Below are 21,712 nucleotides of genomic sequence, written 5' to 3' on the forward strand. Positions count from 1 at the left end.
TAATTAAAAGAGATATTAGAACGCCAATCTGGAAATAGCATATTTGTCGAATTGATAGAAATCCAAAAGTAGAGGTTTTTCTACTATTAACGAAAATATTAAATGCAAATATGGATCTGTCTGTCCAAGTACATCCAGAGGATACTTATGCAAAGATCCATGAAAAAAAGCGAGTTAGTGAAAACGGAATGTTGGTATATTCTTGATTATAAAGAGGATGCCGAAACGGTGTTACTCCTAACATTAAGTAAAATAAAAAGCGTAAATGGACTTTTATGAAGGTCCTTTACGCCTTTTTACTTCTGTGATTTATAAGGCTTTCAACCTTACCTAAGCAAGGCTGACATCCTTTCTTCTAATGGTATAAACTTTACCGGCAACTGTACCAAATGAAATTCTTCCATTATCCATTGTTATAATCGGAATATTTTTCCCATCTTCTGTTACTTCTACTGATTGGTCTATAAGCAATTGACACCATCCACCTAAATGGGAATGAATTTCTACAGCATCAACTTTATTATTTTCCCATTTAAGATCAATTTCGAATCCTCCTCGGACCCGTAATCCCTTTACATATCCACTTGACCAGCCGGAAGGAAGTGCAGGAATCAATTGAATTTCCTCAGTATGTGACTGAACAAGCATTTCCGCTAACCCCGCGGTGAATCCAAAGTTTCCATCAATTTGGAAAGGAGGATGCGCATCAAAAAGATTTGCATAGACCCCTCCCTTACGAGAGACCGTATTATCTTCTGTCACTAGCTGCAGGAGATTGGAAATTAATTTATTTGCCCTGTCACCATCTTTAAATCTGGCCCACAAACAAATTTTCCAGGCCAGACTCCATCCAGTTCCTCCATCGTCCCTAAGGTCCAGCGATCTTCTGGCAGCTTGAAACCATTCATTTGTTTCCGAATCGGTAAGCTGTCGTCCAGGATAAACTCCAAAGAGATGCGATACATGCCGATGATATGGATCTTCATCCTCCCAGTCCTTAAACCATTCTTGAAGACGCCCATCAGAGCCGATTTGCATCGGGAATAGTTTTTTACGTGCTGCACTTAATTCTTTTCGAAATTCTTCATCCATCTTTAATACTTCAGTGGCCTCTATACAGTTGGTGAACAAATCCCAAATCAAAGACATGTCCATTGTTGAGGCCATGCTGACCGCGGCTAACTTTCCCTCTGGTGTAACAAATTTATGTTCCGGCGATGTCGAGGGAGCTGTAACTAAATTCCCGTTCCCATCATCAATTAACCAATCCAGACAGAAAAGTGCTGCTTCTTTCATAATGGGATAGGCTTTTTCCCGAAGATAAGCCTCATTTTTCCCGAAGTTAAAATGCTCCCACAAATGCTGGGATAACCAGGCGCCTCCTAAGGGCCAAAAAGCCCAAACGGGATCACCATGACCGTAATCGCCCACTGGTGCGGATTGACGCCATACGTCTGCATTATGATGCGCGGTCCAGCCCCGACAGCCATAATTGACGAAAGCCGTTTCCTTCCCGTTTTGCGCCAATTCTTCAATATAGTCTAAAAGTGGTTGATGGCATTCTGACAGGTTACAGGTTTCTACTGGCCAATAATTCATTTCAGCATTTATATTTAATGTGAAGTTACTGCTCCAAGGCGGGCGAATCTCTTGATTCCAGATTCCCTGAAGATTAGCAGGCTGTGATCCCGGCCTTGAACTAGCAATCATTAAATACCGGCCGTATTGAAAAAGCAATTCCACTAGCTTAGGGTCATTTGCGCCATAGTTTAATATCCATTGGTCCGTCGGAATGCCTACAGGGGCCATCCTTTGTCCTAAGTTAAGTTCTACTCTGTCAAATAATGCTTTATAGTCCTCCATATGGGTATCTCGTAATTCTTCAAAAGATTTTATCATGGCTGCCTCTAAAAAATCTTTTGCAACGATAGAAGGATTTTTCCCCTCTCTAGCTGGAGATTTATCAAAGCCATTGAAGCTGGTTGCAGCACTAAAGTAAAGTGTCACAGTGGTAGCAGCATTTACGTGTAAGCCACTCTGATCAACCGTAACGGTACCATCTTCTGTTTTTACACCTAAACGCCCTTCAAATTGCATGGCGTCCGTTGTCTCGGGATCCCCATATCGTACAGGTTGGTCAGTATGATAATAATTAGGATCCACATGTTCCGGGCAGGTGCCTCTAAGAATAAATTGATCTTGTTCAGAAGTAGTCTGAAACCTTAATGAGCTGCCTAAACTTGCTGTAAAATGTAAGCACTCCGGTTTGCTAGATTGAAGACGGATTACAATTATTTGGTCTGGATAAGATGCGAACATTTCACGAGTATATGTAACATCATCCATCACATATTCAACATGGCTCGTCCCTGTTTTTAAATCAAGATTTCGCTCATAGGATTGAACACTTCCACCATGTTGAAAATGAATGTACAGATCCCCGAGCGGCAAATACGATTGAGTGTACGGCCCGAGCATTTTCTTGCTTAAAAGATCAGCCTCTTCATACTTCCCATCGAATATCAGCTGACGTACCTTTGGCAACTGTTCATTTGCTAGCGGATTATTGAAATCCTTTGGTGCTCCTGACCATAAGGTATCCTCATTTAATTGCAAGTGTTCTTCTTCGATTCCTCCAAAAATCATCGCACCCAGACGTCCATTACCGATTGGAAGTGCTTCATTCCACGAATTCGCCGGCTGTATGTATCGTAACTTCATCATTGATTCTCTCCCTACTTTGGTGGTTTCCAATTCCATTCTTCCTCTTTAGAAAAATCCCCATCTATTAACTTACTATCATTATCTATTCAGTGTGAACAGTTCTAATTCCTCCCATGCTATTTCATGTTTTTAGCTTACTTGGAAGTGATCATCTCTGAAGTGTGTACTGCAAAAAAATACCTCTCATGCAAATAAATGAGAAATCCCCCAAAAAACCAATAATGAAAGCGCTTGAAAAAATGTCCTGTTGCTGAAAGGATGAACCAACACTATAGTTTACTCAAGGAATAAAAGAGAAGGTTATAAATGTTGCAGGTAGTAAAAGTAGGTATCATTGGAACGGGGTTTTCCGCCGCCACATTGAAGCATTGGTAAATAGAAAGGAGAGGGGAAATGAGTTTAGAGGCAGTAAGTATTCGCTTGGGAATGGCAGCGGTATTAGGGATTATTATGGGGCTGGAAAGAGAGTTAAAGCAAAAGCCATTAGGGTTAAAAACCTGCGTGGTGATTTCTGTGATCAGTTGTTTGATTACCATTGTTTCAATTGAGTCTGCAGAAATGTATAGCAAAATGAATTCAAACATCCGAACAGACCCGATGAGGTTAGCTGCCCAAGTGATCAGTGGGATTGGTTTCCTGGGTGCCGGGGTTATTTTAAGACGAAGAAATAATGAAATTTCCGGTTTAACGACGGCGGCCATTATATGGGGAGCTTCAGGTTGTGGCATTGCGGTTGGTGCAGGATTTTATTATGAGGCTTTCATCAGTATAGGAATTATCTTGTTCTCACTGGAGATATTGCCGGTTATTGTCCATTTGTTCATGCCTACGACGAAATCTTCTAAAGAATTAAAAGTGAAATTCCTGATCTTTAACCAGGTAGATATTTCAAGAATCATTGAAAAAATGAAAATCCAAAACTATAAAGTCAACGATGTGTATATTAAAGATTTGCAGGAAGGCCAGTATGAAATGGAATTGGTGTTGAAGGTTCCAAAGGAGAAAAATGCCTCTGAAATTTTTACGAGTATTAGAGAAATAAGGGACATCAATGTTCTGGAGGTTGGAAGCAATTAAAAAAACGCCAGTGCAAGAATGTACCACTCATACAAAATAGTGCCTATTTTCCTGTAAAATCAACGTTTATAAGCAAACAAAGAACGCTGGGTTTTACTCTTACAAAAAATGAATATTGTTGCAGATATGTAAGCGTTTTATATTTTGAGTAATCCAGAAAGAATTTTTAAAAATTTCATTGGGGGGTGAAAATTATATGCAGATGGGCGGATTTATGGGAGGCCTTTTTCGATTTAGTGAGTGGGCAATGAAATTGGCCTATCTCAATATACTTTGGATCTTGTTTAGTATATTAGGATTCGGTGTATTTGGGGTCATGCCTGCTACCGTTGCCACCTTTACGATTGCACGAAAGTGGCTGAAGCTGGAAGAAGAAATACCGATAGGAAAAACTTTTTTTTCCACTTATAAAAAAGAATTTGTCAAATCAAATGTAATCGGATTCATTCTAGCCATTATCGGAATGATTCTATATGTAAATTATCAGTATTTACATGTGATTGAAAATCCTATCATCTATATCGTGTTTGTTTCCCTTAACTTAATGATGAGCTTTTTCTGTGGGATTCTTTGTCTCTACATTGTACCCGTTTACGTTCATTTTGATTTGAAGCTGTCTCAGTATTTTAAATACGCTCTGATGATTGGCATCATGAATATTCATTTAACAATCATCATGGTTGTCTCTATTTATTTACTCTATTTATTCTTGATCTTCATCCCGGGCCTTATCCCAGTATTTGTTGTAAGTATGCTAGCATTGGTGATCATGGGTATCTCTTATTATGCTTTTTTACTCCTTGAAAAAAAATCAAGCGGTTTGATTCCCCTTGTAATCAAGGGCTTACGGCAGCTTGCAGCAGGTTTGGTTGGAATAGCGAAAGACAAAAATGTAAACCCTTCCAGTACTAGAGGAAGTTTAATAGAGAGAGGAGAAAGAGGATGAGTCAAGTCATAACAAAGGGCGTCCTGCAAACTGAAACGGTGGCAACAGAACCTATTGTCGCCACCAAGAAGCCATTGGCTGTCCGGATTTGGAAGGAAAGATGGTTATATCTGTTCATGCTTCCAGGATTGCTTTATTTCATCATTTACAAGTATGTACCGATGTGGGGAATGTTGATGGCGTTTAAAAACTATCAACCCCATCTAGGGTTATGGGCAAGCGAATGGGTTGGGTTCAGACATTTTCAGCGCTTCTTTACCGAACCTGAATTTGGGATGTTATTGAAAAACACGGTAATTATCGCGGTTCTGGACCTTCTGATTTTCTTTCCCGTCACGATCATTTTGGCGCTTATGCTGAATGAGATTCGAAAATCTGTTTATAAAAGAACGATTCAAACCTTTGTATATGTACCACACTTCTTATCGTGGGTTGTGGTTGTCGGGATCTTCTATATTATTTTTGGGACAGAAGGAGGAATCATCAATGCCATCCTTGAAAAATTAGGAATCGGAACGATTGACTTTTTAACCGATCCGGAATGGTTTAGGCCGATGATTGTCTTGCAAATGGTCTGGAAGGATGCTGGATGGGGAACGGTTATTTTCCTAGCGGCACTAGCCGGCGTTGATTCTAATTTATACGAAGCGGCAAGTATGGATGGTGCCTCTCGGTGGAGACAGCTATGGCATGTTACCCTGCCATCCATCCGCAGCGTGATTGTGATTTTGTTAATCCTGCGTCTTGGTAATTTCCTAGATTTAGGTTTTGAACAAATCTTCCTTATGGTCAATGCACTGAATCGTGAAGTCGGTGAGGTATTTGATACTTACGTTTACCGAGTTGGGATGCAGCAGGGACAATTTAGTTACAGTGCAGCAGTAGGGTTGTTTAAGTCAGCTGTCGCTTTCGTCCTTGTATTAGGGGCAAACTGGCTGGCGAAAAAATTTGGAGAAGAGGGGGTCTATTAGAGATGATAGAATCAAGAAGTTTGGGCAGTAAGATTTTCGATATCTTTAATCATACGTTTCTCTTACTTGTAGGTTTAGTCTCGCTTTTGCCCTTTGTTTATATTGTCGTTACATCTTTTAGTGCCACATCGGATCTAATTCCTAAAAGCTTTACGACCGAAGCGTATCAATATATTTTTTCAGCGGATACATTCACGAAAAGTTTACTCGTTTCTATATTTGTAACCTTAGTAGGTACATTTGTCCAATTAGCTCTATCCTGTTTGATGGCGTATTCTTTGTCACATACCCAGCTGCCAGGACGCAGTTTCTTCTTAATGATGGTTTTAATTACGATGTTGTTTAGCGGAGGGATGATCCCGACCTACTTCGTCGTCCAGCAGACAGGTTTGCTTAATTCCTTATGGGCGTTAATTATTCCAAATGCCATTAGTGCTTTTTATCTGATTATCTTAAAGAACTTCTTCCAGAGCATTCCGAATGAACTGAAGGAGTCGGCAAAAATTGATGGGGCGCATGAACTGACGGTACTCTTCCGTATTGTCCTTCCGTTATCACTGCCAGCACTTGCTGCGTTTGGCTTGTTTTACGCAGTCGGGATTTGGAATCAATATTTCAATGCAATTCTCTACATCTCTGACCCTGCATTATATCCCGTTCAGGTTATTTTACGGCAGCTGATTATTTTGAGTTCGGGGGCCATTGGAGACTCTACTTCGATTGAAACTATTCCTTATCACGGACAAGCGATACAGATGGCGGTAATCGTCGTTGCGACACTTCCGATTATCATCCTGTATCCATTTTTACAAAAGCATTTTGCCAAAGGTGTGCTGCTAGGTTCGGTAAAAGGGTGAGTTCATTCCCTCACCATTTAAATAAAAATCCATTCGAAAAAGGGGAATCATTATGAGTATGTTGAAGGGGTTAAAGAAGAAAAAAAGATTGGGTTTATTAAGTAGTGCAATATTAGGATTAACACTTTTTACAGCAGGGTGCTCAGGAGATGAAGCAAGTAGTACGAAGAGCAAAGAAGGCAAATCAGACAATGGTCCGTTTGAGCTATCATTAATGTTTAACTTTGATGGCGTTGAATTCCCAAAAGAAGGTAACGAAGTCGAGAAAATTATTGAAGAAATGACGAACACAAACTTAAAGGTTAATCCGTTACCAGGTACTGCTTTTGAAGAAAGACTTCCAGTTATGGTTGCTTCGGGTGAGTTTCCTGATGCGGTTCCGATTCCAAGGAGACATCAGCAATATCCATATGTGTTAAATGCAGTACAAGGCGGGGTTTTCTGGGAGATTGGACCTTATTTAGATCAGTTCCCAAACCTTTCAAAAATTAATAAACAAATCTATGAAAATATAAAATATGATGGAAAAACATATGGTGTGCCAAGGGTTCGTCCAATGGCGCGCAGGGTTTTTATCTATCGACAAGACTGGCTGCAGAATCTTGGCATGGAAGAGCCAAAGACCATCGAAGAGTTCCACAAAATGTTACGTGCCTTCACGTTCGATGATCCTGACAAAAATGGCAAGGACGATACTTACGGGATTGTCATGAACCAAGGTCAGCCATTTACGTACTATGCACCATTCTTTGGCGCCCCTAATAAGTGGGAAGTAACGAAAGACGGCAAATTTATTCGAGATGTTACCACGGATGAATTTTTCGAGTCAATTAAATTCCAAAAAAAGCTCTATGATGAAGGTCTTATGAATAAAGATTTTACGGTTATCGACCGTCCAGAATGGACCGCTGCAGTTGAAACGGGTAAAGCCGGAGTCATGATAGATACCTCCAACTCTACTCAAAATATAGAGTTAGGTGCCCAGAAATCCAATCCGAATGCAAAGTTCAGCATGTTCAGCATTCTTGAGAACGGGAAAGGAAAACGAATTTTTGCGGAAGGCGGACATAACGGGTTCTTCCTCTTCCCTAAAGCAAGCCTCGAAACAGAGGAAGAGTTGAAAAAGGCCCTTGGATTCTTCGATAAACTTGCAAGTGAAGAAGGTTCCAATCTACTAGCGTGGGGTATTGAAGGTGTCCATTATAATGTGGTCGACGGAAAAGCGGAAAAAATTCCAGATACGAACATGGATGATGTAGGTGCTTATGGTGCTCCGTTAGCCACTCTTCCTCCACTTGACAATGCGATCGAAGGCACGTTGACACCATTGGCTGAACTTGAATTGGAGTTAACAAAGGAAAACGAGAAGTATATGGTTTCAGATCCAACACTGTCCATTGTTTCGGATACGTATTTAGAAATGGGTGAGCAGCTAGAGGTGATTCTCGATGATGCACACGTAAAGTTCATCATGGGTGAAATTGATGAAAAAGGCTGGAAAGCGGCAGTAGAAGAATGGAAGAGTCGCGGCGGCGATAAAATTGCAAAGGAATATGAAGAAGCTTACAAAAAGGCCAAAGCGAAAAAGTAATCCAGTATATCAGATCCTGAGAGTTTCTTAGGATCTGATCATGTTTAGGAGGAGATAGAATGGTAGAAAAGTTGAAGGTTGGAATCATTGGGACTGGCGGTATTGCCATGGGAGCGCACATACCAGCTTACTTGAAGTGCTCTGATACTGTTGAAATTGTGGCCGTTTGTGATGTTAATCTTGCGCAGGCCAAAAAATGTGCAGATCAGTTTTCGATACCATATGCTTTTGAAAGCTATGAAAACATGTTCGATGAAGTGGAATTGGATGCGGTAAGTATTTGTACTCCCAATAAATTTCATTGTGACGCAACGTTAAAAGCGTTGGAGGCTGGGTGCCATGTCCTGTGCGAGAAGCCTCCAGCGATGAGTTATGAAGAGGCGTTAAGGATGGCTGTTGCTGCACAGAGAGCAGGAAAGATTCTTACGTTTGGATTCCACTATCGTTATACACCAGAAGTGGAGGCGCTAAAACGATTTGTCGATGCCAACGAACTGGGTGATATTTATACCGTTAAAGTGACGGCGATGCGAAGACGCGGAATTCCAGGCTGGGGGGTATTTACCAATAAGGAGCTCCAAGGCGGCGGTCCACTCATTGATATTGGTGTGCATATGTTAGACACGGCCCTTTATTTAATGGGTTATCCTGAAGGGGAAACCGTTTTAGCCAGCACCTATCAGAAACTGGGCAACAAGCCTGGCGTGGGGTTGAACGGTCCTTGGGATTGGGAGAATTTCTCCATCGAAGACCTGGCAGTTGGAATGATCAAATTCAAGAATGGGGCATCGCTTCTGTTGGAAACAGCCTTTGCAGCCAATATTGAAGAAGATGATGTCATGCAGGTGACGTTATTGGGCGATCAAGGTGGCGCGAAGGTATTTCCACTGAAAATTTATCAAGAAAAGCATGATACATTAGTGGACTTGACCCCTGTTTATTTACAGGGGAAAAAGCCGCGGGATAAGGAAATAGAGGCCTTTGTTAATGGCTGCCTTGGCGGAGTTCATCCAAGCAGCAATCCTGAACAAGGGGCCATTTTACAGCAACTTGTACAGGCGATTTATCAATCTGCGGGAGAAAACAAAGCGATTACGTTGAGTGGGGTGGAAGTATAATGAACGTTGCGATGTTGAGTCGATGGCATGTCCATGCGAATGATTACGCCCGTGAGGCCATGGCAAACCCTGATATTGAGATTAAATTGGTTTGGGATGAAGAGCCTGAAAGAGGCAGACAATGGGCAAGCGAATTAGGGGTTCCTTTTGAGGGGAATTTGGATGCTGTGCTTTCCAATCCTGATATTGAGGGTGTCATTATTGATACACCGACTTATATGCACAAACAAGTAATGCTTGAAGCAGCTAAACATAAGAAGCATATTTTTAGTGAAAAGGTATTGACGTTTACCATCAAAGAGTGCGAAGAAATCTTTTCAGCTGTAGACGAAAACGAAGTACATTTGATGTTATCGTTAAAGCGACTGAGTGATGATTATTACTTGTATGCCCAGAAGGCTGTGAAGGAAGGTTTACTTGGAAGGCTAAACCTGGTCCGCTGCCGCCTCGCTCATACGATGGGGCTGCCGCTCGAGGGGAAACCATATGGCAAACTTCCGCCCTACTTTTTTGACCCTGAATTATGCGGCGGCGGAGCGTTGATGGATTTGGGTGCACATCCCATTTATTTAACTAACCGTTTTGCTGGTGAACCGAAAGGCGTGTATGCAAGGTTACAGGCAACGCTAGGGCATAGAGTGGATGATAATTCTGCTGTTTTAGTCGATTATTCATCTGGCGTTTTGGGCATTATCGAAGCAGGTTTTAGTTCTAATGACTCCTTTAGACTGGAACTGCACGGGACTGATGGGCAAATCATCATTGAAAAAGGTGGTCTGAAAATCAAGAGCATTCATGTACAGGATGGTCAATGGACCACTCCGGCAGAACTGCCAGCGAAATTGCCTAGTGCCATGGAGCAGTGGGTGAAGCAAATCAAAGATGGAACAGAGCCGGCCATTACGCGGGAAGATATGTGGCGATTGACACAAATCAACGAAGCGGCACTCGTATCACATCGAGAGGGCAGAAGAGTTGAACTAGCGGATTATGGAGGTGCTGTTTGATGGAAAAAAAGGAATTAATCATCTTCTTGGATTGTGGAGATACGATTATCGATGAAGGAACAGAAATCAGGGATCAACATGATGTAGTGGTGAAAGCAGATGTGATTCCGGGGGCTGATACGATGGTGAAAACCCTATTTGAAAAAGGTTATCGACTCGTATTAGTCGCAGATGGGCTAGCACAATCTTTTAAAAATATGTTAACCGACCATGGTTTATATGATTACTTTGAGGCGATGATTTACTCCGAAAATATCAAGGAATTAAAACCAAGTCCCCGGATGTTTAAAGCGGCGATTGGCGCGATTGATCTCTCGGAAAAAGACTTTGACCGGGTGGTTATGGTTGGAAATAATCTAAGAAGAGATATCAAAGGAGCAAACTTACTGGGGATTAAGAATGTGTTTATGGATTGGGCGCCAAGATATACGAAGACGCCTGCAGATGAAAAGGAACAGCCTACGTATACCATCCATGAACCCATGGAGTTAATAGAGTTGGCGGAAAAGCTTAATGAGGAATTATCTTTGAGAAAATCTACGATTTAGTAGGATAGTAGCGAACCCATATCACCATGAGAGTGATATGGGTTTTTTGGGGCTGTTATGCTGATGAGAAGTCTGACTACCTAAAAATCTGATGATTTTTTTTGATTACTCCCTTATAATACATAATAAATTAAATTTGCTAACTTTTCAGAATTAAAGTCAAGCTAAGGGGGGAAATAGTTGCTGAGGTTTTTGATGAAATCTAGGAAAAGTCTGGGGTTTGGCTGGGGGAGTCGTTATTTTCGTAAGAATTTTATTCTCATCTTACTTATTACGTTTACACCAGGACTTATCTCAGGGGTTGGGATCTATCTATTTGGTGCCGGGAAAGTTGAAAACGAACTAACCAACTTACATGAAAATCAAATTGAGGAAAGGGCCAAGAATATAAATGACCAATTAGATGTTCTTGAAATGTCCATCGCTCAGTGGGCATTTGCCCCGCATTTTCGCAAAACGTTAAATAAAGTCGACTTTGTCAGGGAGTTTACCACAACACGTGAGATCAAAAAGTTTCTTGGCGTCCTACAAGGCAGTCAACCACTGATCGATCAGGTTGAACTGTTCGTTGATCAAGAAACGCCCATCTTATTCCAGCCTAATTATACGACCGTGAAAGATGATTCAGTAAAGAATTTTTATCGAGACATCTTAGCAAAAACCAACAGTATTAATTGGGTGGAACAGGGACCTTCCGATAAAAAGGGACATTCCTCGATGATGTTGACTCACAACCTTGGATTCCGAACGAATTCAGCTTATGGGACCCTTATTGTGACATTAGACCAAGCAAAGCTTACCGAAATCGTGAACACGTTAAATCCTTATCCAGAAGGTGCAGCATTTTTACTTAATCAAAACAACGAAATTTTAGTGGAGGAAAATCATACCAACTCGCTCTCAATTGTAAGCGTTTTAAAAAGAGAGTTGGACAAGCGGGAGAAAAGGAATGAAACGTTTACCTTTGAGTATGAGGGGGAGAGGTATTCTGTCTCCTATGGTACCCAGAAACGGATTAACTCTGAATGGACCTATGTTTCAGCGGCACCGATGTCATTTATTACAGCACCGATTATCTTTATTTCAAAGTTAATTATCGCTATTAGCGCGACTGGCCTTTTCATTGCGTTCATTATGGCTTGGTTTGCCTCGAAAAGAATCTATCGTCCGGTAGCCCAACTGCTTCATTTAATTGATAAAGAGGATGAAGTACTGGAGTGGAGAAGGCAAAAGGGAAAAGATGAATTTTCAATAATTGAACAACAAATACAGGCTCTTGCAAAAGATAGCAGGATATTGCAGGAACAATTATCGGCACAGATTCCCCAATTGCTTAAACGGTTTTTAAGCCAATTAATTCAGGGATATTTATTCAACCATTCGGAGAATCAGTTGAGGGGAAGTCTCCAAAACTACGGGTGGAATGTAGATGGTCACTTCTTTATGATGATGGATGTTCGAGTAACTGGGAATGTTGAACTAGATGAGAGCAGCCAGCATAATGATGAGAGATTAATTGCCATGGCGGTTACAAATGTGTTGGAAGAGGCTGCGGGCGAAAGGTTTGCGCAATACAACTTAATGGACTTCCATGATCTTTCTGTTGGGATGTTAATCGCTTACCCAAGTCATGAAGATGTTCGGCAGGATGTATTTGAGTTTATCGATCAAATTACGGAAATGATTAATACTACCTTCAATAAGCAGGTAACGGTTACGATTAGTAAGCCGACCGACAGTATCAAGCAGATTCCCCACATTTTTGAAGAAGTGAAGCAGGGTGCCGGCTATCGTACTTACAAAAGTCATAATCAAGTCATTGATTTGGCAGCGTTAAAGAAAGAGGATGCCGTTCATCAAATTTTTTATCCCTTTGATATTGAAAAGGAAATTATTCAGGCTATTCGAATGGGTCAATTAGAGGAAGCAGAGAGATTGCTCTTTGAGTTTTTACATAAATTATCCGAAAAGGGCATTAATGAAATCAACATCCAACCAGGGATTGTGCTCCTGTTTTCTAGCATTCAACATGAAATTATTCACTCAGGCATCCACCCTTATGAACTATTCAAAGGTAGAAATATGTTTGAAGAATTGTCGCAAATTCAAGAGCCAAAAATGATTGTACGTTGGTTTAAAACCAAAATCATTGTTCCATTTATTGAAATGTTAGAAGAACGAAGTGATTCAGAGCTTAAACAAATCGTAGATCAGGTGATTAAAGATATTCATATGAACTATATGAAGGACTTATCATTAGAGAGCTATGCCGACCAAGTAGGAACAAACCCATACACCTTTAGTAGATACTTTAAAAAGGCCATCGGCACCAACTTTATTGACTACATCACCCAACTAAGAATCGACAAAGCCAAAGATTTACTCTTAAACACAGACATGAAAATAAACGACATCTCAGAAAGCGTTGGCTATCGCCCAGGCTACTTTAATCGCATTTTCAAAAAACAAGTAGGCATCCCGCCGAGCCAATACCGAAAATCCCGAGCCGCTTTGTAACTTTACGACGATAAGTGGTGGCAGGCACCAAAGTTTGTGTTTTTTTAGAAATAATTTTCTGAAAAGGAAATTGTTGTTCTAGATAGGAAATTTAATAGAGATTGTTATGTTAGTAAACTTAAAAAAATTAATAATAGAGAATTATAAGAAAACTGTTGAAATTTGCAAAAACATAAAATATAATTTGATTTAAGGAAAGCGCTTTCCCTCAGAAGTAAAATAGAATAGGTTTCGACCTATTATTTTTTTACATTTAGGTAAAGCGCTTACCCTACATAATAACCTAACAACCTAAGGGGGAAAGTCTTGTGAAGAAGTTTAAGATCGGTTTGCTATTATTATTGTCTCTTATGCTAGTAGTTGTTACTGCTTGTGGAAAGTCAGAAGAAACAGCTAAGAATGGGAGCAAAAAAGACGTGAAGCTTCAGTTCTTTGTATCTGGTGATAATGTTGAAGGTGGAGCCTTAGCAACAATGGCTAAAAAGTATACAGAAGAAACTGGCGTTGAAATTGAAGTAGTAGACGTACCATATAGCGATATGGCTACAAGAATCACAAATATGGTTCAAGCTGGTAACCCTCCTGCATTAGCACGTACATCTGGATTTAACCCAATTTGGAAAGATAGTTTAGGAGATTTAGGTTCTACTTTAAAAGATAAAGGTGTTCGTGAAGATCTTGCTATCAAGGATGAAGATGGAAAGGTAAAGGCTATCCCGATTGACTTGACAGCTGTTGGGTTATTTATCAATAAAGATTTATTCGATAAGGCTGGCGTGAAGTACCCTCAAACGGAAGATGATATTTGGACTTGGGATGAATTTGTAGCAGCATTGGAAACCGTTCTTGATAAAACGGATGCAAAATATGGTTTGGTTATGGACCAATCGGATCACCGCTTATCAACGATGTTATATCAATTTGGAAGTAAAGGATTCTACGAAGAAAACGGGAAGTATACAACAAATCCTGAAACGAAAAAGGCTCTTGAATACTTCTTTAAGTTAAATGACAACAAAATTATGCCAAAAGCTGTATGGTCAGCTGGTGAAGATCCATCTTCCATGTTCAAGAGCGGACAAGTAGCAGCTTACTATTCTGGTGTATGGCAAATTAAAGATTTCGAAAAGAACATCAAAAACTTTGAATGGGCATCTGTTTATATGCCATATGAAAAGGTACGTGCAACGAACCTGGGTGGTAACTATATTGTTAAGTTCGATGGTTCTGGAGTAGAAGAAGAAGCACAGAAGTTTATTGACTGGTTATATACAAAAGAAAACTATCAAGAGGCTGCAAGCTTAGGCGGATACCTACCTGTCGTTGACGGCGCAGAGGTAGATTATGGTGTAGGTGAAGCTGGCACAAAGGCATACGAAATTTACCAAAATGAAATGGCGTCTTCTGACCCTATCGCAGCTAAGTTAAAGGCAGAACGTGATGTATTACAATTAACCTCAGAAAAAACACCTGGCAGCGCAATTAAAGATAATATCGTTAAAGCGTTAAATGGTGAACAATCCATTGACGACGCCATTAAGAATTCAGCTGCAGCATTAACAGAAGCTTACTCAAAGTAATGAATAAATTTATAGGGGATATTTAAAGAAATGGCTGTGTTAAAGGAGACTGTTGATTTTAGAACCCTGTTGATTGGAGCGGAAGGCGCTCGACTCCTGCGGGATGAACGAGCTGAGTGAGACCCCACAGGTCGGAACGACCGAGGAGGCTCACGGGCGAGCCCGCGGAAAGCGTAGCGCCTGTAGCGCAAATCAACAGCCAAATTTACACAGCCAAAAAAATATTCTCTATTTCTTAAAAGAGAGGTAATGAAAATGTATCGCTATACATATAAAATTCAACCAAACCAGCCGGTTAACCGATGGATTCATACCGATTTGAACATTGATCCGTTTCAATCGGAAAAGACTACTTTTGAACATCCGGTCAATATCACAGAAGAATATGTGCAAATTGTTTATCCTGGGCGCCAGCAATTCCTAGACAAACGATTAAAAGAGGATATTCAACTAACAGATTCAGACTTTACTAATATCTATTTCCCCTTTGAGAACACTCGGTTCGAGTTCTCATCATTTATTCCAACACCACATTTACTAAGTGTCTACGCTAAAACATACCTTGTAAGCGAGCAAGATCAGACCATCCCATTTACACTTAGCACGTGCGGCAGTGTAGAAATCTGGGTAAATAATCAGAAGCAATTAAGTTGGACCCCATATACAAGAAATCAAGTTTCTTACAAACAAATCGAATTAACACTCCAAGAAGGAAGCAATGAAATCATCCTTTATATGGATGACTTGGCAGAACGAGATGTCAATTATTTCATGGAACTCAAGTACACGGGACAAACGGAATTAGAAGGCTATATTCCAGTGAATGTGTCACCGGAAAAAATTAAGAAGGCAGAAGCGCTTTTAACTTCGCTTTATTTTTCAAAAGATCTTTATCATTCTGGTAACCTTGAAATCTATCTCGACAGAGACCATATAGATGATACCAAGCAACTATTTATGAATGTGAATCGCAACAAGTTGTTAAATCCTGTCTTAGTCAAACAGTCAGAGGATGGAACAGAATCGAAATATGATTATGTGATTACGATTGACCCGAATGCCCATCTTCAGTCATTGATGCCGGTCGACACACTGCCTACGAATGGATTAACCTATTTTGATATCGGCGTCGTGGTCGATCAAGAAGTGGAGGTCAGCCGCAGGATGGTCGCTTCCATTCTAGCTAAAGATTATTCTGCTAGGGCTTTCTCGGATGAATTATCCGAACGGAAAAAACAAGCATTAGCGTTTTTCACGGAAAGCAAGACGCTTGACTTAAACGTTGGTATCGCAATGACACATCTAACTGGCAAAGTGGATGAAAAAGCCAAGGAACATATTCGCAGCTGTTTCAATGAAATTCAGAAAAAGGGCGATTGTGCTGATTTCAGACTTGCGCCGCTATTGGGCTACACCATTAAATATCGTAATGTGATCCCACAGGATTTCCATCAAGAACTGGAAGAGTTAGCGCTTAACTTCCGCTATTGGATTGATGAGCCTGGAAACGACGTTATGTGGTACTTTAGTGAAAATCATGCTCTGCTCTTCCATGTTTCTCAATATTTTGCAGGTCACCTTTATCAAGATCAGTTGTTTACAGTTAGCAATAGAACAGGGAAAGAGCAATATGAAAAAGGAAAAGAACGTTTAGAGGAATGGTTTGATATCTTCTTTAAATACGGCTATTCTGAGTGGAATTCAACCACGTATCTGCCAATTGATCTAATCGGATTCTTCAGCCTTTATGAAGCAGCTCCAGATCAAAACATCAAGGAGCTTGCTAAGAGGGCATTGGATTTAACCTTTGAAATTATTGCCGTCAATCTGCATGGTAAAACAATGGCTACGACCTATGGAAGAGTCTATGAACATGATTTAAAGGCAATGGAATTAGGTGAGGTTTCAAACCTGGCGTTCATCACATGGAAAAAAGGAAATCTAAACACAGCGATGAGATCGACCGCCTTGTTCTGTATTTCAGACTATGTTCCGCCTCAATTAGAGCAGTATTTTGTCGAAGATGATTCAAAAGCGATTTTAACTCAGTATATCCAAGGGATTAAAGAGGTTTATACCTATAATTTTAAAACGAAAAATTACTGCATGAGTTCAGCGATTCATTTCAATGCCTTTAATCGCGGGCACCAGCAGCATTCTATGAATCTATCTTTAGGTCAAGACAATACACAAGTTTGGTTGAACCATCCAGGGGAATCGGTGTTTAGCGGTGAAAATCGACCTAGCTTCTGGGCTGGAAATGGATATAGCCCGAATATCAGACAGTACAAACAATACATGCTGCTTGAATACCGCATTCAAGATCCGTTTATTCCATTCATTCATGCCTACCTGCCTTTCTGGAAGTTGGATGAAATCGTTGAAAATAACAACTGGTTATTCGTAAGAAAAGATAAAACGTATCTCGGACTTTACTTCAGCGAGGGCTATGAAAGAATTACAGAAGGTGCTGTAGCCTTCAGGGAAGTTCGTTCGCATGGGAAAAATCATAAAGTAGTCGTTACGATGTCTTCGGAGATGGAGCATCAATCATTTAACCAATTTATTAACGAACAATTGCAATCTACTATTGAGATCAATGACAATGACTGGTTCTATCAAAATAACCGCATCGGCACATTGGCTATGATTCAGGATGAACTATATGTGAATCAAGAAAAGGTCAAATATGACGCTGGTTATGAAGTGGAATGTAAATTGCTTGAGCTCTAATGAATGAGGGTGAACAAATTTGACAACCAGAAGAAAAGATAAAAACCAAAAATGGGCATTGGCGTTTGTCATCGTGAACATGGTTTTATTCGGTCTATTTTTTGCTTGGCCAGGGGTATTAGGAGTTTACTATTCTTTTACCGATTATACTGGAATTAGTGCCAACTTTATTGGACTAGAAAACTATGTCAAACTTTTTCAAGACCAAAGTTTTTATAAGGCTTTGGGACGGACCTTCTTATACACCGTTCTAAGTGTCCCGTTGTTGTACGTATTTTCCCTGCTCATATCCGTCCTATTAGTCAATAAGTATACAAAAGGGAAGTCGGTGGCAAAGATCATCTTCTTCTTCCCTTGGCTTATTTCGCCGATTGTAGCAGGGGTTATCTTCCGCTGGATGTTTGGAGAAAGCTTTGGATTTATCAACTATGCTTTGGGATTAATTGGGGTCGATCCGGTTAGTTGGTCATCTGATGGGAATATGGCACTTATGGTTGTATTATTTGCAACTATTTGGGGAGGAACAGCATTTAATATGCTCGTCATGATGTCTGCATTAATGAATATCCCGAAATCCTACTATGAAGCAGCTGACATAGACGGAGCAAATGGATGGCAGAAATTCATGAATATTACGCTTCCATCCTTAAAACCGACGACGTTTATGGTCATCTTGTTATCCGTAATCCATTCCATGAAGGAATTCGCAATGGTACAATCCCTGACAAATGGTGGACCTGGAACGGATAATACGTTCTTAGTCCAATACATTTACCAGACAGGGTTTGACCAACGAAATATTGGATACGCAAGTGCAGTATCCATGGTGTTATTTGTAATCCTACTCATATTCGCCTTGATTAATATGAAGGTTGAAGAAAGGAGTAAAATATGACCGCGAAAAATAGAACGACTAGCATACTCCTTACTGCCATTGTCGCCATTTTAGGTGTTGTTTATCTATTTCCGATCTTGTGGCTGTTACTTAGCTCCTTTAAACCGGGAAGTGAATTGTTTAGTTATCCATTAAAGTTTTTCCCTGATGAAATTACTTTTGGAAACTATGAATATGCTTGGGCCACAATGGAATTTACCAAATATGTCATCAATACCTTAATGGTAACGGTTGCTACTACAGTCTTAACAGTACTGGCCAGTGCATCCTGTGGATATGCCTTGGCTAAATATAATTACAAATGGTTAGGTGTGTTCTTTCTTTGTATTCTAACAACCACGATGCTGCCAACCGAGGTTATTATGAATCCTACTTTTACGGTGATTCAGAAACTCGGTCTATATGATAGCTTATGGGGATTAATTATTCCTTCTATTAATACAGCAACAGGAATCTTTATGTTTAGACAGTTTTTCCAAACGGTTCCAGATGATTTATTAGAAGCAGCGAGAATTGATGGTGCAAATGAAGGCAGGATCTTCTTCGGTCTCATGCTTCCCATTGCAAAACCTATCGTCATTACACTATCCATCTTTTCTTTCCAATGGCGCTGGAATGACTATGTATGGCCATTACTGGTTATCAGTGATCCAAACAAATATACAGTTCAGGTTGCCCTTAGGAGTATAGTTGGTGCAGATAACATCGACTGGGTGCTGCTATTATCGGCTTCCGTGATTTCGATTTTACCAATGGTTCTGATTTTTACGGTTTTCCAACGATACATTATGGATACTGGAGCTAGCTCTGGATTAAAAGATTAAAGCGAGGCGAAGTAAGAGTGACGAAAGTGATTACTGATGTTCGTGAAGCTGTGTTAAAGATTACAAACCAGCTGCTGCATTTAAAACGACCTTCGAATGAGGAATCCTTAAAGGAAGTCGGTGACGGAGCAAAAATCGGCTACTTTCCAAGGGATTTTGGAATGGAAGAGTGGGATTGGCCGCAAGGGGTCGGATTATTGGGTTTGAAAAATCTAGCCGAAGACAAATACTTTCCCAATTACAGCGAATTTATTAAAAAATGGGCCGCAGATCAAATAGAGCGCGGTTTACCTTTGAAAAATATCAATACGACTGCGCCGTTGTTAACGTTAATGGACTATGAAGAAATGGAAGAGCTGGCTCTAGACTGGGTTGATTGGGTAGTTAATCAAGCACCAAGAACAAAGGAAAACGGACTTCAGCATGTCACTTCTGGTGACACAAAACATGAATTAAATCTTCATGAAGGAGAAATCTGGATCGACACCTTGTTCATGGTCGTGTTGTTCTTAAGTAAAATGGGTGTCAAATATAAAAACCAAGCTTGGATGGATGAGGCAGTTTATCAGATTAATCTTCATATAAAATATCTGTTCAAGCAGGAAGAATCCCTCTTCTATCATGGGTATGATTTCGAAAATGGGCATAATTTTAGTGAAGCTCATTGGTGCCGCGGAAACAGCTGGTATACCTTAGCCGCACCAGAATTGATTGGCACCTTGAAAGGGCATTTATCTTCTTTGTCTTATGACAATATTGTCGGTACCTTTAAAGGACAGGTTGATCGTTTGGTAGAATTGCAGTCTGAAAATGGCTTATGGCATACCTTGCTTGATGATCCTGATAGTTACACGGAAGTATCAGGCTCTAGTGCGATTGCAGCTGGTATTTTAAAAGGAATTCGCCTTGGTTTACTAGACTCAAGCTACAAACCTGTTTGCCGTAAGGCTGTGGAAGCGGTATTGGCTAACATTGCAGAGGATGGAACCGTGTTAAATGTCTCGGCAGGAACAGCAATTGGTAAGGAAAAGGAAGATTATAAGAAAATTATTATTGCACCGACCGCGTATGGTCAGGCTTTGGCCATCGTGCTGCTTTCAGAAGTTCTTCTTCATGAAGATTTGTTTAGTTACTAAACAAAACAAAGTATAATAAATATAAATAAAATATACTTCGTGTAATAGGGGATGGTTTGACGCGAAAAGGAGAATGCCATGAAACCGACGATTTATGATGTAGCAAAAGAGGCCAATGTGTCAATTGCTACGGTATCTAAAGTTCTAAATAATACTGGACGAATCAGTGAAAAAACGAAAAATAAAATCCTTCAGATTATGAAGGAGCTTGAATATCAACCCAGCAGCGTTGCAACCGCCTTAACAGGGAAAAAGACGTTCACCATCGGTGTACTTGTTCCCGATATTGCCAACCCGTTCTTTGCTGAGGTAGCCCGGGCGCTAGAAAATAATGCTCGGGAAACAGGGTATTCGATCATTTTATGCAGCACAGATTACCAACTCGAGCGCGAGCATGATTATCTCGAGCTTTTGCTCAAAAAACAGGTGGACGGAATCATTATTGCAACAGAACCAAAGGATTTGAAAAAATTAAGAAGTCTAAACGCCCGAAATGTACCCTGTGTCCTGTTTTCGATTGATCATCTAGCTCTAGACTATCATGTGGTGACAACGGATGACGTCAGGGGAGGATATTTGGCAGGTCGTTACCTTTATGAAAATGGACACCGTCAATTTGCGGTCATCACAGAACCGCGGCGGGTCAGTGGTCGGTTACGTGTTGATGGCTTTAAAAAGGCTTTAGTTGATGAAGGTGTAGACCTAGAGAATGCTTTCGTAATCGAAGCAAAATCTAAAATCGAAGAAGCGAAAAAAGCTGCTCAGCAAATTTTATCTCTCGAACAAAGGCCGACAGCGGTGTTCGCTTCTACCGACCTTATCGCGGTTGTGTTTATTAACGAGGCACGAAAAGCGGGAGTATCGGTTCCCGAGGATATTTCCATTATTGGTTTTGATAATACCATTCATGCAGAGATATCAGATCCAGGGTTAACCACCATTGCCCAACCGATTGCAAAGCTTGCCAGTTATACGATTGAACAATTGCTAGAGTCGATCGAAAATCCAGGGATGCCGCCAAGTAAAATCATGCTGGCTCCTGCACTCATTGAGCGGGATTCTGTAAGAAATTTGAATAAGTAATATGAGGGAAGCTGTCCGAATCCTGATTTGGCGGCTTTCATTTAACCAGTAGGGTTAAGCGCTTAACCCTACATTTCGTACTATTTTAAGCAGAAAATCATAAAC

Annotated in this window: 16 protein-coding genes and 1 pseudogene; 16 read left to right on the plus strand and 1 reads right to left on the minus strand. The window is 40.5% G+C overall.

Annotated elements, in window-relative coordinates; translation table 11 throughout:
* Positions 1 to 59 precede the first annotated feature (59 nt).
* Positions 60 to 231: pseudogene (locus tag QFZ31_RS22890) on the plus strand (type I phosphomannose isomerase catalytic subunit); the annotation flags it as partial.
* 99 nt (positions 232 to 330) lie between these two features.
* On the opposite strand, the gene QFZ31_RS22895 reads toward QFZ31_RS22890, so the two are convergent.
* Entirely contained in the window at positions 331 to 2,721 is a 2,391-nt protein-coding gene (locus QFZ31_RS22895; protein WP_307311753.1) for a glycoside hydrolase family 95 protein, read from the minus strand.
* 396 nt (positions 2,722 to 3,117) lie between these two features.
* On the opposite strand from QFZ31_RS22895, the gene QFZ31_RS22900 reads away from it, so the two are divergent.
* From QFZ31_RS22900 to QFZ31_RS22970, 15 genes are all read left to right on the plus strand, one after another.
* The gene (locus QFZ31_RS22900; protein ID WP_307307306.1) at positions 3,118 to 3,801 is read left to right on the plus strand and encodes an MgtC/SapB family protein; all 684 of its coding nucleotides are present in this window, start codon (positions 3,118 to 3,120) and stop codon (positions 3,799 to 3,801) included.
* Positions 3,802 to 3,997: 196 nt separating this feature from the next.
* Positions 3,998 to 4,747, plus strand: a complete 750-nt coding sequence (locus QFZ31_RS22905) for a YesL family protein (RefSeq protein WP_307307308.1) — start codon at positions 3,998 to 4,000, stop codon at positions 4,745 to 4,747.
* On the plus strand, positions 4,744 to 5,718 hold the full coding sequence (locus QFZ31_RS22910) for an ABC transporter permease (RefSeq protein WP_307307311.1): 975 nt from the start codon (positions 4,744 to 4,746) through the stop codon (positions 5,716 to 5,718). The genes QFZ31_RS22905 and QFZ31_RS22910 overlap by 4 nt, the downstream gene beginning before the upstream one ends.
* Positions 5,719 to 5,720: 2 nt before the next feature.
* Positions 5,721 to 6,575 carry a carbohydrate ABC transporter permease gene (locus QFZ31_RS22915; RefSeq protein ID WP_307307312.1) on the plus strand — a complete coding sequence of 285 codons (855 nt, stop codon included), beginning with the start codon at positions 5,721 to 5,723 and terminating at the stop codon, positions 6,573 to 6,575.
* Positions 6,576 to 6,627: 52 nt separating this feature from the next.
* The gene (locus QFZ31_RS22920) at positions 6,628 to 8,166 is read left to right on the plus strand and encodes an extracellular solute-binding protein (protein ID WP_307307315.1); all 1,539 of its coding nucleotides are present in this window, start codon (positions 6,628 to 6,630) and stop codon (positions 8,164 to 8,166) included.
* 59 nt (positions 8,167 to 8,225) lie between these two features.
* Positions 8,226 to 9,284 carry a Gfo/Idh/MocA family protein gene (locus tag QFZ31_RS22925; protein WP_307307318.1) on the plus strand — a complete coding sequence of 353 codons (1,059 nt, stop codon included), beginning with the start codon at positions 8,226 to 8,228 and terminating at the stop codon, positions 9,282 to 9,284.
* Positions 9,284 to 10,291, plus strand: a complete 1,008-nt coding sequence (locus QFZ31_RS22930) for a Gfo/Idh/MocA family protein (protein WP_307307320.1) — start codon at positions 9,284 to 9,286, stop codon at positions 10,289 to 10,291. The genes QFZ31_RS22925 and QFZ31_RS22930 overlap by 1 nt, the downstream gene beginning before the upstream one ends.
* Positions 10,291 to 10,839, plus strand: a complete 549-nt coding sequence (locus tag QFZ31_RS22935) for an HAD family hydrolase (RefSeq protein ID WP_307307322.1) — start codon at positions 10,291 to 10,293, stop codon at positions 10,837 to 10,839. The genes QFZ31_RS22930 and QFZ31_RS22935 overlap by 1 nt, the downstream gene beginning before the upstream one ends.
* A gap of 180 nt (positions 10,840 to 11,019) precedes the next feature.
* Positions 11,020 to 13,356 (plus strand): AraC family transcriptional regulator, encoded by a 2,337-nt coding sequence (locus QFZ31_RS22940; RefSeq protein ID WP_307307324.1) that lies wholly within the window; start codon positions 11,020 to 11,022, stop codon positions 13,354 to 13,356.
* A 308-nt stretch (positions 13,357 to 13,664) separates the two neighbouring features.
* Positions 13,665 to 14,936 (plus strand): ABC transporter substrate-binding protein, encoded by a 1,272-nt coding sequence (locus QFZ31_RS22945; RefSeq protein WP_307307327.1) that lies wholly within the window; start codon positions 13,665 to 13,667, stop codon positions 14,934 to 14,936.
* A 255-nt stretch (positions 14,937 to 15,191) separates the two neighbouring features.
* Positions 15,192 to 17,669: a hypothetical protein gene (locus tag QFZ31_RS22950; RefSeq protein WP_307307329.1), complete on the plus strand. Its 2,478-nt coding sequence runs from the start codon at positions 15,192 to 15,194 to the stop codon at positions 17,667 to 17,669.
* Positions 17,670 to 17,688: 19 nt separating this feature from the next.
* The gene (locus QFZ31_RS22955; RefSeq protein WP_307307332.1) at positions 17,689 to 18,564 is read left to right on the plus strand and encodes a carbohydrate ABC transporter permease; all 876 of its coding nucleotides are present in this window, start codon (positions 17,689 to 17,691) and stop codon (positions 18,562 to 18,564) included.
* Complete coding sequence (locus QFZ31_RS22960; protein ID WP_307307335.1) at positions 18,561 to 19,388, plus strand: carbohydrate ABC transporter permease; 828 nt, start codon at positions 18,561 to 18,563, stop codon at positions 19,386 to 19,388. Before QFZ31_RS22955 ends, QFZ31_RS22960 begins: the two co-directional genes overlap by 4 nt.
* A gap of 17 nt (positions 19,389 to 19,405) precedes the next feature.
* Positions 19,406 to 20,524, plus strand: coding sequence for a glycoside hydrolase family 105 protein (locus tag QFZ31_RS22965; RefSeq protein ID WP_307307338.1), 1,119 nt, complete (start codon positions 19,406 to 19,408; stop codon positions 20,522 to 20,524).
* 78 nt (positions 20,525 to 20,602) lie between these two features.
* Positions 20,603 to 21,607: a LacI family DNA-binding transcriptional regulator gene (locus QFZ31_RS22970; RefSeq protein WP_307307341.1), complete on the plus strand. Its 1,005-nt coding sequence runs from the start codon at positions 20,603 to 20,605 to the stop codon at positions 21,605 to 21,607.
* The last annotated feature ends 105 nt before the right edge of the window (positions 21,608 to 21,712 follow it).

The sequence above is a fragment of the Neobacillus niacini genome, from assembly GCF_030817595.1.
In the GTDB taxonomy this organism is placed as follows: Bacteria; Bacillota; Bacilli; order Bacillales; family Cytobacillaceae; genus Neobacillus; species Neobacillus niacini_G.

What these genes read in the sequence shown, in the direction of transcription:
- QFZ31_RS22900 (WP_307307306.1), top strand. Translation starts at nt 3,118, where the DNA reads ATGAGTTTAGAGGCAGTAAGTATTCGCTTGGGAATGGCAGCGGTATTA.
- QFZ31_RS22950 (WP_307307329.1), top strand. Translation starts at nt 15,192, where the DNA reads ATGTATCGCTATACATATAAAATTCAACCAAACCAGCCGGTTAACCGA.
- QFZ31_RS22920 (WP_307307315.1), top strand. Translation starts at nt 6,628, where the DNA reads ATGAGTATGTTGAAGGGGTTAAAGAAGAAAAAAAGATTGGGTTTATTA.
- QFZ31_RS22960 (WP_307307335.1), top strand. Translation starts at nt 18,561, where the DNA reads ATGACCGCGAAAAATAGAACGACTAGCATACTCCTTACTGCCATTGTC.
- QFZ31_RS22925 (WP_307307318.1), top strand. Translation starts at nt 8,226, where the DNA reads ATGGTAGAAAAGTTGAAGGTTGGAATCATTGGGACTGGCGGTATTGCC.
- QFZ31_RS22905 (WP_307307308.1), top strand. Translation starts at nt 3,998, where the DNA reads ATGCAGATGGGCGGATTTATGGGAGGCCTTTTTCGATTTAGTGAGTGG.
- QFZ31_RS22935 (WP_307307322.1), top strand. Translation starts at nt 10,291, where the DNA reads ATGGAAAAAAAGGAATTAATCATCTTCTTGGATTGTGGAGATACGATT.
- QFZ31_RS22895 (WP_307311753.1), bottom strand. Translation starts at nt 2,721, where the DNA reads ATGAAGTTACGATACATACAGCCGGCGAATTCGTGGAATGAAGCACTT.
- QFZ31_RS22930 (WP_307307320.1), top strand. Translation starts at nt 9,284, where the DNA reads ATGAACGTTGCGATGTTGAGTCGATGGCATGTCCATGCGAATGATTAC.
- QFZ31_RS22970 (WP_307307341.1), top strand. Translation starts at nt 20,603, where the DNA reads ATGAAACCGACGATTTATGATGTAGCAAAAGAGGCCAATGTGTCAATT.
- QFZ31_RS22910 (WP_307307311.1), top strand. Translation starts at nt 4,744, where the DNA reads ATGAGTCAAGTCATAACAAAGGGCGTCCTGCAAACTGAAACGGTGGCA.
- QFZ31_RS22915 (WP_307307312.1), top strand. Translation starts at nt 5,721, where the DNA reads ATGATAGAATCAAGAAGTTTGGGCAGTAAGATTTTCGATATCTTTAAT.